General features: G+C 64.3%; 15 protein-coding genes. 7 read left to right on the top strand and 8 right to left on the bottom strand.

Annotated features, from left to right (window positions below):
• The first annotated feature begins 70 nt into the window (after positions 1-70).
• From argE to mscL, 3 genes are all read left to right on the top strand, one after another.
• A complete protein-coding gene (gene argE / locus D1Y85_RS08285) occupies positions 71-1,303 on the top strand; it encodes an acetylornithine deacetylase (RefSeq protein ID WP_124150575.1) in 1,233 nt (410 codons plus the stop codon).
• 25 nt (positions 1,304-1,328) lie between these two features.
• Positions 1,329-2,339 (top strand): threonine ammonia-lyase, encoded by a 1,011-nt coding sequence (locus tag D1Y85_RS08290; protein WP_124150576.1) that lies wholly within the window; start codon positions 1,329-1,331, stop codon positions 2,337-2,339.
• Positions 2,340-2,505: 166 nt separating this feature from the next.
• Positions 2,506-2,943, top strand: a complete 438-nt coding sequence (mscL, locus tag D1Y85_RS08295) for a large conductance mechanosensitive channel protein MscL (protein ID WP_124150577.1) — start codon at positions 2,506-2,508, stop codon at positions 2,941-2,943.
• A gap of 107 nt (positions 2,944-3,050) precedes the next feature.
• On the opposite strand, the gene D1Y85_RS08300 is transcribed toward mscL, so the two are convergent.
• The 3 genes from D1Y85_RS08300 to D1Y85_RS08310 form a co-directional block, all read right to left on the bottom strand.
• Positions 3,051-5,030 carry a hybrid sensor histidine kinase/response regulator gene (locus D1Y85_RS08300; RefSeq protein ID WP_124150578.1) on the bottom strand — a complete coding sequence of 660 codons (1,980 nt, stop codon included), beginning with the start codon at positions 5,028-5,030 and terminating at the stop codon, positions 3,051-3,053.
• A 66-nt stretch (positions 5,031-5,096) separates the two neighbouring features.
• The gene (locus tag D1Y85_RS08305) at positions 5,097-5,579 is read right to left on the bottom strand and encodes a response regulator (protein WP_124150579.1); all 483 of its coding nucleotides are present in this window, start codon (positions 5,577-5,579) and stop codon (positions 5,097-5,099) included.
• Positions 5,580-5,643: 64 nt separating this feature from the next.
• Positions 5,644-7,257 (bottom strand): sensor histidine kinase, encoded by a 1,614-nt coding sequence (locus D1Y85_RS08310; protein WP_124150580.1) that lies wholly within the window; start codon positions 7,255-7,257, stop codon positions 5,644-5,646.
• Positions 7,258-7,660: 403 nt separating this feature from the next.
• Here D1Y85_RS08310 and D1Y85_RS08315 point away from each other — a divergent pair, with 403 nt between their 5' ends.
• The 3 genes from D1Y85_RS08315 (at position 7,661) to D1Y85_RS08325 (ending at position 10,231) form a co-directional block, all read left to right on the top strand.
• Positions 7,661-8,158 (top strand): hypothetical protein, encoded by a 498-nt coding sequence (locus tag D1Y85_RS08315; RefSeq protein ID WP_124150581.1) that lies wholly within the window; start codon positions 7,661-7,663, stop codon positions 8,156-8,158.
• A 475-nt stretch (positions 8,159-8,633) separates the two neighbouring features.
• Positions 8,634-9,410: an ABC transporter ATP-binding protein gene (locus D1Y85_RS08320; protein WP_124150582.1), complete on the top strand. Its 777-nt coding sequence runs from the start codon at positions 8,634-8,636 to the stop codon at positions 9,408-9,410.
• On the top strand, positions 9,407-10,231 hold the full coding sequence (locus D1Y85_RS08325; RefSeq protein ID WP_124150583.1) for an ABC transporter permease: 825 nt from the start codon (positions 9,407-9,409) through the stop codon (positions 10,229-10,231). Before D1Y85_RS08320 ends, D1Y85_RS08325 begins: the two co-directional genes overlap by 4 nt.
• A 23-nt stretch (positions 10,232-10,254) precedes the next feature.
• Here D1Y85_RS08325 and D1Y85_RS08330 read toward each other — a convergent pair whose 3' ends face one another.
• Both D1Y85_RS08330 and ligD read right to left on the bottom strand, forming a co-directional pair.
• A complete protein-coding gene (locus tag D1Y85_RS08330; protein ID WP_124150584.1) occupies positions 10,255-10,815 on the bottom strand; it encodes a DUF6013 family protein in 561 nt (186 codons plus the stop codon).
• A 319-nt stretch (positions 10,816-11,134) separates the two neighbouring features.
• Positions 11,135-12,187 (bottom strand): non-homologous end-joining DNA ligase, encoded by a 1,053-nt coding sequence (ligD, locus tag D1Y85_RS08335; RefSeq protein ID WP_425466895.1) that lies wholly within the window; start codon positions 12,185-12,187, stop codon positions 11,135-11,137.
• 308 nt (positions 12,188-12,495) lie between these two features.
• On the opposite strand from ligD, the gene serB reads away from it, so the two are divergent.
• A complete protein-coding gene (serB, locus tag D1Y85_RS08340; RefSeq protein ID WP_124150586.1) occupies positions 12,496-13,335 on the top strand; it encodes a phosphoserine phosphatase SerB in 840 nt (279 codons plus the stop codon).
• Between the two features lie 169 nt (positions 13,336-13,504).
• Here the strand turns inward: serB and D1Y85_RS08345 are convergent, their stop codons facing one another.
• The 3 genes from D1Y85_RS08345 to D1Y85_RS08355 form a co-directional block, all read right to left on the bottom strand.
• Positions 13,505-13,891, bottom strand: a complete 387-nt coding sequence (locus tag D1Y85_RS08345; protein ID WP_124150587.1) for a hypothetical protein — start codon at positions 13,889-13,891, stop codon at positions 13,505-13,507.
• Positions 13,892-14,429: 538 nt separating this feature from the next.
• Complete coding sequence (locus D1Y85_RS08350; RefSeq protein WP_124150588.1) at positions 14,430-15,629, bottom strand: cystathionine beta-lyase; 1,200 nt, start codon at positions 15,627-15,629, stop codon at positions 14,430-14,432.
• A gap of 4 nt (positions 15,630-15,633) precedes the next feature.
• Entirely contained in the window at positions 15,634-16,296 is a 663-nt protein-coding gene (locus D1Y85_RS08355) for a hypothetical protein (RefSeq protein WP_425466896.1), read from the bottom strand.
• Positions 16,297-16,313 lie beyond the last annotated feature (17 nt).

Here is a 16,313-nt window from a genome sequence, read left to right on the forward strand (position 1 = left end):
CGCCGATGCGCTCAAGCTTCCACCCTGCTTTTTAGGTAAAATTGGGATATTGGAACGCTGGAGTCATGTTATGCCCGTCGACGCTGAATCGGCGCAATCCACTCAGTCGCCCGCTTCCTCCCCCGCTCTTCCCATCTCGCTTCCCTGGGTCACGCGACTCGTGTCGATGGACACGGTGAGCCGCAATCCGAATCTCGGCCTCATCGAAACAGTCCGCGACGAACTGCGCACGCGCGGCATCGAATCGATACTCACCTACAGCCCCGAAGGCAAGTGGGCCAACCTGTTCGCGACGCTGCCCGCGCACGACGGCTCGACGAACGGCGGCATCGTCCTCTCCGGCCACACGGACGTCGTACCTGTTGACGGCCAGAAGTGGGACAGCGATCCGTTCAGCCCGGAAATCCGCGACGGCCTGCTCTATGGCCGCGGCACCTGCGACATGAAAGGGTTCATCGGCGCTGCACTCGCACTCGTGCCGGAGATGCAGCAAGCAAAGCTCGCGAAGCCGCTCCACCTCGCGCTGTCGTTCGATGAAGAAATCGGCTGTGCGGGCGCACCGCTCATGATCGAGGAACTCATGAAGCGCGGCGTGAAGCCCGAAGGCTGCATCGTCGGCGAGCCGACCAGCATGCGCCCCATCGTCGCCCACAAGGGCGTCAACGCATACCAGTGCTGCGTGCGCGGACACGCGGCGCACTCGTCGCTCACGCCGCGCGGCCTCAATGCGATCGAATACGCGGCGCGGCTCATCTGCCATATTCGCGATCTCGCCGACCAGTTCCGCGCTCAAGGCCCCTTCGACGACCGTTACGACGTGCCATTCACGACCGCACAGACGAGCCTGATCGACGGCGGCAACGCGATCAACACCGTACCGGCCCAGTGCCGCTTCACCTTCGAATTCCGCAATCTCCCGACGCTCGATCCCGATGCGATCTTCGCTCGCGTCGAGCAGTACGCGCGCGAGACGCTGCTGCCGATGATGCAGCGCGAGCACGCGTCGGCGGCCATCGAGTTCTCGAAGATCGCCGCAGCACCGGGACTCGATGCCAGCGAGCAGGCCGCGATCACGCAACTCGTGCGCGCGCTCACAGCCGACCGCGCGCAACGCAAGGTGGCCTACGGCACGGAGGCGGGGCTTTTCGCGCGCGCGGGCATTCCGAGCATCGTGTGCGGCCCCGGCGACATCGAGCAGGCGCACAAGCCGAACGAATTCGTTTCCCTCGACCAGCTTGCCGCGTGCGAAGGATTCCTGCGCAAGCTCGTCCACGCGCAGTCCGTCGAAGCGCAGGCGCAGTAGCGCGGCAACGAGGCACGCGAGCGCCATGTCCAACGGCACGCCGACACCGACCGGTCACACGATCGACGGCGAAGCGATCCCGACACTCGACGACATCGCCTCGCAGCACTTCACGCTCACGCCGTGGGTGCTGCGCACGCCGGTGTTCGACCGCCACGACCTGCCCTCGCTCGAAGATACGCTCGTCAACTTCAAGTTCGAGCTGCTGCAGGCGGGCGGCAGCTTCAAGGTGCGCGGCGCGTTCACGCATCTGCTCGCGCTCGACGCCGCAGAGCGCCGCGCGGGCGTCACGTGCGTCTCGGGCGGCAATCATGCGATCGCGGTGTCGTATGCGGCGATGCGCCTTGGCATCAGCGCGAAGGTCGTGCTCTTTCGCACGGCGAGCGCGGCGCGTGTCGAACAGTGCCGGCGCTTCGGCGCTGAAATCGTCGTGGCGGGGAGCAGCAGCGAAGCGTTCGACATCGTCCGGCGCGTAGAAGCCGAGGAAGGCCGCTATTTCGTGCATCCGTTCAACGGCTATCGCACGGTGCTCGGCACGGCGACGCTCGGCTACGAATGGGCGACCCAGGCGAACGACCTCGACGCCGTGATCCTGCCGATTGGCGGCGGCGGCCTCGCCGCGGGTGTATCGCTCGCGCTGCGGCTCGCCGATCCGCGTGTGCACATCTACGGCGTCGAGCCCGAATCCGCGGACGTGATGAGCCGCAGTTTCGCCGCCAACCATACGGTGCATATCAGTCACATGCATTCGATCGCGGATTCGCTGATGGCGCCGCACTCCGAGCAATACAGCTATGAACTGTGCCGACGGCATATCGATCGCATCGTAACCGTCAGCGACGACGACTTGCGCGCCGCGATGCGAGTGCTATTCGACCAACTGAAGCTGGCTGTCGAGCCGGCGTGCGCGGCGGCCACGGCGGGCCTGCTCGGGCCGCTGCGCGACATCGTGCAGGGCAAGCGCGTCGGCGTCCTGCTGTGCGGGACCAACACGGACCCGGCAACGTTCAGCGAGCATCTGGCGCGCGCGAGCTGAAGCCGTTTGCGCAACGCGAGCGTGCCGCGTAGCTACTGCGGCCCAATCCCGTGCGCAACCAGCGACATGCCAGGGACTGTCAAATTACTACCACCTCGGGAATGCGTTCGCTATCATTGCGCCATCGCATTGTTGTGTTCCGCACCTTCACCGGGAGAGCCTATACATGAGCATGATCCAGGAATTCAAGGAATTCGCCGTCAAAGGCAACGTGATGGACCTCGCAGTCGGTGTGATCATCGGCGGGGCTTTTTCGACTATCGTGAACTCGGTCGTAAAGGATCTCATCATGCCGGTCATCGGCGCGATCACGGGCGGCCTCGACTTCTCGAACATGTTCGTCCGGCTCGGCCACATTCCCGCGACCTACAAGGGCAATCCCGATTCGTACAAGGATCTGCAGACGGCTGGGGTAGCCGCATTCGGCTACGGCTCGTTCATCACGGCGGTGATCAACTTCATCATTCTCGCGTTCATCATCTTTCTGATGGTGAAGTTCATCAACAAGCTGCGCAAGCCGGACGAAGCGCCTGCCGCCGAACCGGCCCCGACGCCCGAAGACGTGCTACTGCTGCGCGAAATCCGCGATTCATTGAAAAAATAATCCACGCTGAAGCGGTCGTTCCACCGCTGCGATAAAGCCCGCGCCGGCGTACTGCCTCGCGGGTTTTTTCTTTCATATCGTTGCCCGCGCCACCGTACGCCGCGGACTCAGGATTCGTGACGCCTTGCCGCGCGGGCGGCATTCGTCCGCTCGATCAGCCGTTCGAGCTGATCGAAATTGACCGGCTTCGTGAGGTGCGCCGTGAAACCCGCATCGAGGCAGCGTCGCACATCGTCGTCGGTGCCGAAGCCGGTGAGCGCGATAGCGGGGGCGTCCGAGTCCTTGCGGAAGGCGTGGATGAAGTCGACGCCGGTGCCGTCCGGCAAGCCCACGTCGCTCAGCACGAGATCGAAACGCGTACGCCCCGTATACGCGAGTGCGTCGGCCACGCTGCCCGCCACGGCCACCTCGTGCCCCAGTCCACGGATCAGTTGCGACATCACCTCGGCCGTATCCTCATGATCTTCGATCAAGAGGACGTTGAGCACGCCCGCCTGTTGCGGCCCTGCCTGTAGCTCCGGGGCCGCCGCTTCCGGTTTCGGCATCGCGGTTGGCAGCACGATCGTGAACGTCGCGCCGCAATGCGCGCCGGGACTCTTCGCAACCACGGTGCCGCCATGCGCCTCCGTGAGCGCTTTCGTTACCGCGAGCCCAAGGCCGAGGCCGCCGAACTGCCGCGTCATGTTGTGGCTGCCCTGCTCGAACGCGTTGAAGAGCTTGCCGATCTGCTCCGGTGCGATGCCGATCCCCGTATCCTCGACTTCGATCTGGACATGCATGCGCTCATCGCGCGTGCGCACGTAGATGTGACCGCCGTCCGGTGTGAACTTCGCCGCATTGCGCACGAGATTCCAGAACATCTGCTGCAGCCTCGCCCGGTCGCCGCGCACGTAATGATGCTGCGCGCGCCGATCGACATGAACGTCCTGCTGTTTCACCTGGATCTCGCTGTGGAAAAGCTCCAGCACGGCATCGATCACTTCGTGCACGTTGACGGTTTCGAGCGCGAGGCTCAGCTTGCCGTTCGCCACACGCGTGAGGTCGAGCAGATCGTCGATCAGGCGCGCTTCGAGTTCAATGTTGCGACGAATCATCAGCACCCCCGCGCGCGCGGCCTCCGGCAGATCGGGAAGCTGCTCGAGGAGCCGCGTGCCGGCAAGCACCGGCGTGAGCGGCGTGCGCAGCTCGTGCGAGAGCATCGCGAGGAAGCGGTCCTTTGCGCGGTTTGCGTCTTCCGCGATCTGGCGGGCCGCCTGTTCGGATGAGAGCAAACGCTCGCGCTCCTCTGCAGACTCGCGCTGCGCATGGACATCGGTGCAACTGCCGAACCATTTGTTCACACCGCCGCGCGGATTGCGCATCGCGACGATACGCATGTCGAACCATCGGTACGCACCATCGTGGCGGCGAATGCGCAGTTCGTGACGGTAATCCGTCGCGCCGCTGCTAACATCCTTGAGCCAGGTTGCGCGGATCTCCTCGCGATCGTCGGGATGCACGGCATCGAGCCAGGCGAGGCCGTGCGAATGACGCGCATCGAACCCGGTGTAATCGAGCCATTGCTTCGAGAGAAAATCGCAGTTGCCGTCGGCGCGGCAGGTGAGCACGAGGTGAGGCAACGCCTCGGAGAGCGTCCGGTAGTGTTCCTCACGATCGCGCAACAACAACGATTCGTCCGAAGCGCGCTGCAGCAACACCTGCGCGAGCACGCGGGCGACCGCCTCCGGCAGATAGTCGAGATAGTCGCCGGATTTCGGCACGACGTCCGAGACGCCCGCGCGCAGCGCCGCGATGACGCGCGATTCGTCGGTGAAGCCGGTCACGAGAATCGCCGGCACACGCACATCCTCGTTACGCAGGCGGTGGAAGAAATCGAGGCCGGTCTCGGCGCCGTCGAGCTGATAGTCGAGCACGAGCACATCGGGCGTATGCAAGGTAAGCAGCGCGCGCGCTTGCCCAACGCTCGTGCAGGTGTCCACGCGCGCGCCGCCACGTGAGAGCGATTTGCGTGCGAGCCGCAGGATGCCCTCGTCGTCGTCGACGACAAGGACATGCGCACCCGCCAACAGGTTTCGTTCGTCGTTCATGCGCGTGACATGCCTCCAGGCTCGAGTGTGCGCAATGGGATCATCGGCGCGTGGGCGACGCTGGCGTCACGGACGAGCCAGACGATGCCCCGGCGGCAGTTTGACGACCTGCAGGAAAAAACCGAGCCGCCGCACGGCTTCGATGAAAGCGCCATATTCGACAGGCTTCGTGATGTACACATTGCAGCCGAGTTCGTAACAGCGTTCGATTTCGCGCGGATCGTCGGTCGTCGTCAGCACGATGACGGGCACCGCCGCGGTGACCGGATCGGCCTTCAGGCGGCGCAGCACTTCGAAGCCGTCGACGCGCGGCATGCGCAGGTCCAGCAGGACGACGAAGTTCGCGAGGTCTTCGCGCGATGGGACGTCGGGCGCAACGCTCGAATCGGCACCGGGCGATCCGAAGAAGTAATCGAGCGCCTGCTGCCCGTCCGAAAATCGCACGAAGCCGTTGGAAATGCCCGAGCGCCGCAGGTTGCGCTGCACCAGCGTCGCGTGACCGTCATCGTCTTCGATCAGCACGATGCTGACCCGTTCCCCGTCTGTCATGCCTGCTCTCCAAGGGACAACAGCCTTCGATGGCACACGCGGCCTGAACGCCGTTTCCGTGCGTTCATGCGGTACGTAAGGGCTGATTGGGCAACTCGACGAAAAACGTCGAACCCACACCCTCCTCCGATTCGACCCACATGCGACCGCCGTGCCGCTCGGCGATGCGGCGCGCCAGCGCGAGGCCAATGCCCTCCCCGCCCGAGTCACTGCCGTGCAGGCGCTGGAACGCGCGAAATAGCTTCGGCAGGTAGCTCGCCGGAATGCCGACTCCGTTGTCTCGAACATAGTAGGTCCGCGTGCTCGCGTCCATACCCGGCACAACGCTTGCATCCGTCCCGTCGGCAATGTCGAGCGCGCCGATCGCGATGCGCCCCGGCCGCGCCGGGTCGAGATGGCGCACCGCGTTGTCGATCAGGTTGTCGAAAATCTGTTCGAGCGCGGCCGGGTCGCCCCACGCGGGCGGCAGTTCCCCCACGTCGATACGTGCGGCATCCGGCAGTGTGCGAGCGGCTGCGAGTGCGCGCTCGACAATCCGTCCCATGTTCACGCGCTGCCAGCGATAGTCGAGCCGGCCCGCGCGCGAAATGCGCAACAGCGCGTCGATGATCGCTGCGGCGCGCGCCACGGCCTGGCGCAGGAATTGCAGCGACTCTTTCACGTCGCTGTCGAGCAGTTCGGCCATCCCGCGATGCTCTTCTGCCGGCAGTTCGGCCGAGTCGATCTGCGAACGCACGTCGTCACACGAGATCTGCAGCTCCTTCGAAAACCCTTGCAGATTGACGAGCGGCGAGCGCAAATCGTGCGACACGCTGTAGACGAACATTTCGGTGTCCTGGGTCTCCTGACGCAGATGTTCGTTGGCACCCGCGAGGTCGGCCGCACGCGCCTCGAGCTGCAGCTTCAACGCCGTTTGCTCGCGATCGGCCCGGCGCAACCGCGTGCTCGTCTGATGCAGCACGGCGTCGAGCGCCGCGATTTCGTCACCGCCCGAGAGCGCCGGCGCGAGCTTCACACCGTCGGCGAGGCGCTGGGCATTGTCACGAAGCGCACCGAGCCGCACACCGACGTTGCGTGCGAACAAGACGGCAGTCACGCCCCATATCAGCATCGAACCCACCACAGCGACGATCAACGCGTACTGCTGACGCGCGCGCGTCATGCTCGACGACGCGCTGCGCATCTCGTCGAGCCGGGTTTCTTCGTCGATGAATTCGGCAAGCTCGCTGCGCACGGTCTCGATCTCGGGCGGCAACGCGACGCCCGCCTGACGCGCCCACGCGATGCTTCGGCCCGCGCGCAGCGCATCGGCGACGTCACCCGCCTGTGCGCGCCACGCATACGCAGCCGCGCGCATGTGATCGACGCGTTTGAGTTGCGCCGGATTGTCGGCGACCATGCTGGAGAGCAGCGCGATGCGGTCGGCAAACTCGGTCCAGACCGCGTGCCGGTCGATGAAAGTGGGATCCTCGAGCACGATGCCCGTTCGCACGCGGGCCGCTTCGCGCAAGAGCGGATCGACGAGACTCGACGCCTGCCAGAGGGTCTGTTTGCTGTTTTGTGCGCTGCGTGCAGCGCCTGCCGCCGCCGCTTGCGTATCGAACACGACCCCGAGCAGCGCCAGTTCGATGGCGCCTGGAATCGCAATCAGCAACAGCCCCTTGGCGAACAGTTTCATGGCGTTTTTGGCGCGTTTCAGACTGACGGGCGGTCTGTGCAGCGCAGCGCGCGCTGCCTGCCACGCGGTGCTGAACAGGCGCGGGCACTAGAACCGGATCATTATCATCGCGAAATAATTGGATGGCAACGGATGGGGCGAGTGTCTGGCCGCGATGAGAAAAGCCCGCTTTTTTACGCCCGTTCCGCCCACTGCTCGCGCGTGCAGGTCTATTATTGAGACGCGGAGACAGTAAAGACAGCGGAAAAGAGCGCCGGGATACCTACATGAGCGCGGCGTGCGGTCCGGCATGGCGATTGCGGGACGCAATGAGGGTTTGTGTGGCGTCTGAATCCTCGTGAATCCTGCAGAACCCTATGCTATAAAGGATCGACGTGCGGCGCGCAAAACCGGGAGTGGTCGCATGGGACAGCTGCGTTATTTGCAATCCTTTTTCAGGCGAATTTTTATGTCCTTCCCGAAAAAGCGTAAACGCATCAAGGCGGACGGCGACGAGTCCTTTCTCACCGTGCTCAGCCACTTCAAACCCTTCAGTCAACTCGACACCAAGATTGCGCGCGCCCGCGCGCAAGACGAGCCGGTCCTTTACGCGCATGTCCTGCCGGGACTCGATGTCCTGCTTTGCAGCGTACGCGGCGCACAACCGCCCTATCCCTGCACGACTGAACTGCGGCGGCGCTGCATCGAGTCCATCGCACATGCGCTCGAACAGCCTATCGAGGGGCTGGAGAATGGCGGCTACTGGTATGAAGCGGACGGTTTCGGATTCCTTGTGTTCGCGAGCCGGGCGCGTGGCCGGATCCTTCCCGAGTTCGGTGCATCGCGACCCACAGTGAGTTCGCGGCGCATCACGCGCCGCCAGGATGCGGCCGGCGACACCGCTCCGCGATCGCTGCGCTAAGCACGCTGACGCGCCGCAGGCGCGTCAGCGTTCCTTGTAGAGATTCAACGACAGTGCCTGTGGAGCGGCGAACTTGCCGGTGTCGCTGCCTGGCGGCAATCGCGTCTGTGGGACCAGCCGACGATTGCGTGTCGCTCTCACGTCTGCACATTCAAATCGCCCTCGGTCGGGAATGCCCCCCGATGGCTCGCGGCCCCGCTTGTTCACCCACTGCCCCGCACTGTTCCAGTCGTAGTTGGCGCCGATAGCTGCAAACTTCATATCCGCGACGACGACAATCCGCACAAGCCATGCGAAGATCCGGGCACGTACGCGGCCGATGCCTCAAACCGCGAGTTGCCGTGCCTTGACGGCCACGCGGTGACTTTCGCGTGTTCTTTTCGCCCATTCTGAAAGTGGCCGGCCCGCCTTCGTGTGCCTACGTTAGCCATCACACTGAATCACGGGACGACGCGATTTTGTCTGAATTCATTCGATGAACAACCCGACTTTTTCGAGCCAAAGCGACGATAGCCGCTTGGCAAATGGCGTGCCGATCGTGGACGCCTGCCAGATTTCACGGCGCGACCCGCACCGCGGCCTGACCCTCCTGCAGCCCACGGACTTTGCGCTGCACCCGGGCGAACGCGCCGCGCTGACTGGCCCATCGGGTTCAGGAAAGAGCGTGTTTCTGCGCGCACTTGCCCTGCTCGATCCACTCGACAGCGGCACGATCCGATGGAACGGCCATGCCGTCCCGCGCGCGGGCATTCCGCGTTTTCGCCGCCATGTGGCGTATCTGAGGCAGCGTCCTGCGCTACTCGACGGCACCGTGGAGGACAACCTGCGCTATCCGTATTCGCTCGCGGTCTATCGCGGCGAACAGTTCAATCCTGTGCGTATAGAGACGCTCCTCGCAGCCGCGGGCCGCGCCGCGGACTTTCTCGCGCGACCCGCGTCCGAACTTTCGGGTGGCGAAGCGCAGATCGTCGCGCTCGTGCGCGTGCTGCAACTCGACCCCGAAGTCCTCCTGCTCGACGAGCCCACCGCCTCGCTCGACCCCGACTCGGTGCGCGCCGTCGAGACGATCGTGGCCGCCTGGTTCGGGTCTGATCCGTCGAGGCGCGCGACGATATGGGTGTCGCACGATCGCGCACAGGCCGCGCGAGTCGGCAACCGGCGACTCGCAATGAATGCGGGCGCTCTCGACGATGAGGCCGGTGCGGCACATCCTGCCCCCCTTGCCTCGCCCGTTACCGGAGCCGCTCGATGAATCCCGTCCTCCAGAACCTCGGCCTCGGCGATGTCGCTATCGCGGCGTTGCTTGTGTTCGTCAACGGCGCAGTTTCGGTACTGCTCAAGCTCGATCTCGAACGCAAGCTCGCCTGGGCGGCCACGCGCACGGTCGTCCAGTTGCTCGCGATTGGCTACGTGCTGGGCTGGGTCTTTGCGTATAACCGCTGGTACGTCGTGCTGCCGCTCATGGTGCTCATGACCCTGATCGCAGGCATCGCCGGTTCGCAGCGCGGCGCGCACGTGTACGCGGGCCAACGCGCCGATAGCATCCTGTCGATCTGGGTCAGCGCGTGGCTCGTTGCCGCGGTGGGCCTGTTCGTCGTGATCCGCATCCGGCCGTGGTACCAGCCGCAGTATGCGATCCCGATCCTCGGCATGATTCTCGGCAACACCTTGACGGGCGTGTCGCTCGGCGTGGAGCGCATGACTCAGGAACTGACCGCGCGGCGCGACCGCGTGGACAGTGCTCTCGCCCTCGGCGCGACGCGCTGGGAGGCCGCCCAGGCGCCCGCGCGCGACGCGGTTCGCGCCGGCATGATCCCGACGCTCAACCAGATGGCCGTCGTTGGCGTGGTGAGTCTGCCCGGCATGATGACGGGCCAGGTGCTCGCGGGGGAGTCGCCGCTGCAAGCGGTGCGCTATCAGATCGTGATCATGTTCCTGATCGCGGCGTCGTCAGCACTGGGGACGGTCGGTGCGGTGCTGCTCGCCTACCGGCGCGTCTTTTCGGCCGAGCATCGCTTTCTTGCGTCGCGGCTCGTCGAACGCCCGGCGTCCGCGAAGAAACGCATCGCGTAGCACCGGCGCGGGCGCCAGCGTTATCAGCGTTGCGCGGAGATCGTGAGCTGGGTGCCGTCGCTTAGCGTGATCATCTTTGGCGTGCCGTTGGTCGGCATCGAGAAGTGAACGATCTGGCTATACGACTTGACGTCGGGACACGTGAGCGTCTTCCCGCTGCTCGTCACACTGCGCGTTCCGTGCGGCGTCTGTGCCCGGAAGTTCAACTGGACGTTCGCGGTGCCGTGCTCGTCGACAACTGGCGTGAGGCGCACTTGTGTCTGACGAACCATTGCACCGTTGGCGTCAAGTGGAAGCGTGGCGAGGTCCGGGCAGCCTTCGGGCGCGGGCACGGCGCCACCGGGCGGCGTAGTGCGCCAGGTGAAGTCGTCGGTATCGCCCGAGCGCAGCGTGCGCGTCTCCGACGCGTTGCCGAACTGCTTCGACGTAACCTTCACCGTGTAGTGGATCGGCCCGTCGGTAGCGGCTTTGGATGTGACCTTGATCGGCGTGGCCGCGAGCGCCGGCAGCGCAATCGCGCACGATGCGGCGAGGGCAACACGGACGAACGCCGCGCGAGCGCGGCGGGAGCGGCGGCAATGCATGCGTCACCTCCTGAGGGGCGCTGCCGCGCGTCGCCATTCGGGGCGACGCGTGCAGTACGACGCGGATCGTGGCGGATGATCCGTTCCTGAAGTCTAGCGCGCCGCGGGAAGCCGTGCGCCGAGCGTATGCAACTCACGGACCAGGTTTTATCCCGCTTGCCACGCCCCGAATTCTGATGGCGACGATCCGGCGAGCCCCGCCTGACGCGCAGAACCTCAGTCCACGCTCGGTGCAAACCTGCCGATCGCGCAATTGGGACGTCCGGCCTCGTCGATACCTCAACGCACTTGCGAACGCACCGCCCGCCGCGGCCCCACGCTACCTGTCACGCTCTTCGAGCCCGATCGTCAGTTCCGCCGTCACCTTCTGCTTCACGCGTCCATACCCAGCCCACGGATCGGCCTCCTCAGCCGCCGCAAGGCGTTCGTCGATATTGTGCAGCGTCCACTGTGCACCGCCGGTCGTATTCGCCAGTTCGTCCCAGCTAATCGGCACCGACACGCCCATTCCGGGCCGCGCCCGCACCCCGTATGCCACGACGGTGCTCGCACCACGCGCGTTGCGCAGGTAATCGACGTAAATTTTCTTCTTGCGATGCTCAGGGCCCATCGTCGCAGTGATCCATGTCGGCGAATCCCAGGCGAGACGCTGCGCGATCGCGCGCGCGAACGCCTTCACGTCTTCCCAGCCGGCCTCCGGTGTGAGCGGTGCGACGACATGCAGCCCCTTGCCGCCGCTCGTCTTGCAGAACGCCTCCAGGCCCAGTTCGCGCAGTAGTGCACGCGTCAAGGTGGCAGCCTCGATCATGCAATCCCAGCCGAGCGCCGGATCAGGGTCGAGGTCGAATACCACGCGGTCGGGCCGCTCGATTTCGGCGACGCAAGCGTTCCACGTATGCAGTTCGATGGTGTCCATCTGGGCAGCACCGACGAGCGCCGCCTCCGAGTCGATCGTGAGCAGCGGCGGATGGCCGGGATCGAGTCCTTCGTATTGCGTGAGCCCTGGGATCGGCGCACGCGCAGCATGACGCTGGAAAAACATCTCGCCTGCAAGGCCGCGCGGCGCACGCACGAGCGACACGGGCCGGTCACGCAAATACGGCAGCAGCCAGCGCGATGCACGCTCGTAATAACGGACGAGGTCGATCTTGCGGATACCGCTAGCCGCATCGATGACGCGTCTCGCGCTAGTGATCTGAATACCCGCAACGTCGGCGTCGGCCGGGGCATCGGGGAGATGGCGACCGGCGCGCGTGGTGCGCTGCACGAACACGGCCTGCGTTGCCGGGGTGACCGCGTCCGGAGCCTGCTCACGCGCGCTGCGCGGCGTTCGGACTCGTGTCGTCGGTTGGGATCTGCGAGCGTCCTGCATACCGGTTCCCCTTGCGTGCATCGGGGCACGCGACGCGTCGCACGACGCGAACGGTTGACGGCACGCGACGGCCGTCCTCGTCGGACCGCCGCGCAAGCTTTCATTGTGCAACGAATGAGCGCGCAAGTCAGTGCAAGGTGCGCGAAGGGTCAGATCGGCCGGCTGGTCATTGCAGATCGCGTTCCGCGGCCAGACCTGAAGCACCCTGCGTCGATGAACCGCCCGCGGTCCGGACGGGATCGGCGAACAGTTACAATGTCACGATTTGCCGCGCCCTCGTCCGTTTTCGCCCGCTTTTCGTCCACGTCATGAATCTCGTCATACAGAGTCCTGCCCCGCTGCCCGCCGCCCACCACAAGCCGCTTCTCGCGCTCGCGCGCGGCAGCCGCCTCACGCCGATTGACGATTGCGCGATCCGTATCGAGAACGCTGTTCCTGCACAACGCCCGGATCTCGACGTCTATTGCGGCACGCACCAGCTCGATTACGCATTTATCGAAGCAGGTAGCGCACTCGCGGACTTCGGCCTCGTCGCGATGGACATGGACTCCACACTCATCACGATCGAGTGCATCGACGAGATCGCCGACTTCTGCGGACTGAAGGCCGAAGTCGCGGCGATCACGGAAGCGTCGATGCGCGGCGAGATCAAGGACTTCAACGAGAGCCTGACGCGCCGCGTGGCGCTGCTCAAGGGACTCGACGCGAGCGCGCTGGAACGCGTCTATGACGAGCGGCTGCAACTGTCGCCGGGTGCGACGCAGATGCTCGCCGGTGCGAAGGCCGCGGGCCTGAAGACGCTGCTCGTCTCGGGCGGCTTCACGTTTTTCACGGAGCGCCTCAAGGCGCGGCTAGGCCTCGACTACACGCGAGCGAACACGCTCGAGATCGTCGACGGGAAGCTGACGGGACGCGTGTTGGGCGAGATCGTTAACGCCGACGTAAAAGCGCGCACGCTCGTCGAAACCTGCGCGGAACTCGGCATTGAGCCGCGCCGTGCAATCGCGATGGGCGACGGTTCGAACGATCTGAAGATGATGGCCGAAGCGGGTCTGTCGGTGGCTTTCCGTGCGAAACCCGTGGTGCGCGAAGCAGCAAGCGTGGCGTTCAACTTCGTGGGGCTCGACGGATTGTTGCGACTGTTCTGATCGCCGCTATCCCCCCGCCTCGTTCACACGGCCGTTGCGTATGTAGGGCGCATCGGTTGTGCTGCAACAAAATATTGTGATTGCTCGCCCGATCTGATTGATAGCGCCGGGTATATCCAGCAGGTCCGCCACGCACCGGAGCCGTTGGTTGCGCGGCTCGCCCCTCAGCTCAGAAATAGACTGTCAGCGATGACAGCGTATAGGGCTGGTCCAGGGAATAGGGCTGCGAGGAATAGTCCACCCTGTTGCTGGACAGAGCAGGCGAAACGGGTGTCGACCGCGATTGATCGTCACGTGAAGGCAAGCCGAATACTCGCCGCTCACTGTCGTCCACGAGCCATTCATCCAGAGACGTATCGCCAAGGGTCAGATACGGCGCATCCGAAAGCGATATTTTTTGCCCGTAGCGTTTTCTGAGCTGTGCAAGCAAAAATTTGCCGAGGATCAGCGTGCAATGCTCCTCGATTTTTATTTTCTGCTCGTTGGCTCTTGCCCACTCCCGTTCAAGTACGAACATCCGGGCATTAATCTGAGACAGTGAAAATTCTTTATCCATAGCGAACTAACGTGGCACACGGCCCGGTGAGCAAATCGGGATGACGGTCTGGCAGACGTCTCGCCACGCGCATACAAGACACTTCGTAGTTAAGGCTGCCGGAATAAACGACGCAGCTTCACCGTCTTTTTCGCGGAGAACCGAGGGAGATCTGACAGCATGAGGCGGTCGATTAAGGCTCCTATCCCGACAGGGCGACAGGAAGTCCGTGTGAGACTCTATACGATAGCTGACAGCGTCCGAAGCGAGATTACATGTCTAGTCCAAACTGGACAAATCTTGCTTGATTATCTAAATATAAGATAAGCGGTGGAAACTGATATTCCTCGAATTATCAATTTCCATTTAGCAGATTGAATCGAGTGATTTGACTGGCTTGCACGGACCGCCCACCCTGCGGGAAGCCGATCATCGGCTCTGCGATACCGCCGACAAGATGGACCAATAACGAAGCGTTCGCAAGACACCGGGTTCTGCGAATGGAGATCATGCTGCGACGGCCGCCGGTTGTCGCCGTCGCATTCCCGTTCTCAGCGACTCAGACCGACTTGCCGTGACAGGCCCTTTCCAGCGCTTGTTCGAGGTCGGCGCGCAGGTCGGCCTCGTCTTCGAGACCCACGTAAAAACGCACCAGCGTGCCGCGATGCGGCCAATGCGCGGCCGTGCGCATCGACGCGATGTGGTACGGCATCACGAGGCTATGCGCCCCGCCCCAACTCCAGCCAATTGAAAACAGTTCGAGCGCTTCGCAGAATGCGTCGACCTGCTCGGGGCTGTATCGATCGTCGAATACCACCGAAAAGAGACCGCCTGCGCCGGTAAAATCGCGCTTGAATGACTCGTGGCCCGGACAGTCGGGGAACGCGGGATGCAACATGGCCGCAATCTCGCCGCGCGTCTTGAGCCAGCTCGCCAAGGCGAACGCGCTGCGATCGTGCGCCTCAAAACGGGCCTTCATGCTGGGCAGCGCGCGCAACACGAGCGAACAGTCGTCCGACGAAACACCGATGCCAAGGCGCATGCGCGCCTGCTTGAGCTTCAGGTGCAGTTCGCGATCGGTCGTGATCGCCGCGCCCATCAGCACATCGCTGCCGCCCGACTGATACTTCGTGAGCGCCTGCACCGAGATGTCGATCCCATGCTCGAACGGTTTGAACGCAAGCCCCGCCGAATACGTGTTGTCGATCGCCGTAACCACGTTGCGCGCGCGAGCCGCGGCCGTGATGGCGCGCACGTCGGGAATTTCCATCGTCACCGAGCCCGGCGCCTCCAGCCAGATCAGCTTCGTGTCGGGCCGGATCAGGTCCGCGATGCGGGCACCGATCAGCGGATCGTAGTAGCGCGTCGTGATGCCAAAATCGCGGGCGAGCCAGTCGCCGAGCTCCCGGTTCGGCGAGTAGACGTTATCGGGAATCAATACGTCATCGCCTTTCTTCAGGATTCCGAAATAGACATTCGAGATCGCGGATAACCCCGACGGCTGCAAGAGCGCATACTCGCCGCCCTCGATGGCCGCGAGGCGCTGCGTCAGCATCGCCGAAGTCGGCGTCGCGTGCAGGCCGTAGCGCCACTGTGTGTCGTTGCGCCAATCGAGCGAGCGCAGCGTCGCGAGATCGGGGAACACCACCGTCGAGGCGCGCGTGACGGGCGCCGCGAACGATTCGAAGCCCGGCGTGATCTCGCCCTCCGGGTGGACGATGCGCGTCTGCAGTGCGCGGCTGGAGTCGTTTTTTTTCATCGTGTCATTCGCCGGTTCTGAGATTGCTGACCCCGCCCACCGGCTGGCCACCCTTGCCCGCCGGCGTCGCCGATGGAAGCGCGACGGCAGGCGCCGGCGCCGCTTGTTCAGCGTTCGTAGCCGCCTTGGAGGCAGCCACGGACGCGACCGGCAACGGCAGCCCGGCCGCGAGCGGCTTCAGTTCGAAGGCTACGGGGTCGGAGTCGTCCACTTCCATCCGGTCGCCGGACAGCGAGCCGTCGTCGGCGAACGTGCCCACCCAGTTGCCCGTGATATGCGTGCCGTCGCTCGACTCCTCGGCCTCAAGCGTGCTGCCCGCGCGGTCGCCGGCGATCAGGATCACCTCGCCCGTGTCGGTGAACTGATACTCGCCGTGGACGCCGGTCGGATCGTCCGACTTCGGCGCGAGGCGCATCACGATCTGGCGTTCGCCGAGCGTACCGACATAGCGCGGAAACTGCGCGAACTCGGGGCTCGGTTTGAGCGGTAATTCACGCGCGGGCGGCGCGGCGAGCGCTTTCACCGGGTCGACGGCTTCCTGTGCAAAGGCCGCCGACGACAGCGCAATCTGCAGCGCAAACGCCGCCGCGGCGAATGCGTACGCGCGCAGCGGGCGCATCACGCCGCGCGGTGCGGCGACTCGTTGCTTCGAGGTCGATACTTCCATCCGATTCCTTCCTTCAA

Origin of the sequence: Paraburkholderia dinghuensis (genome assembly GCF_003837865.1) — a bacterium.
Classification (GTDB): Bacteria; Pseudomonadota; Gammaproteobacteria; order Burkholderiales; family Burkholderiaceae; genus Paraburkholderia; species Paraburkholderia dinghuensis.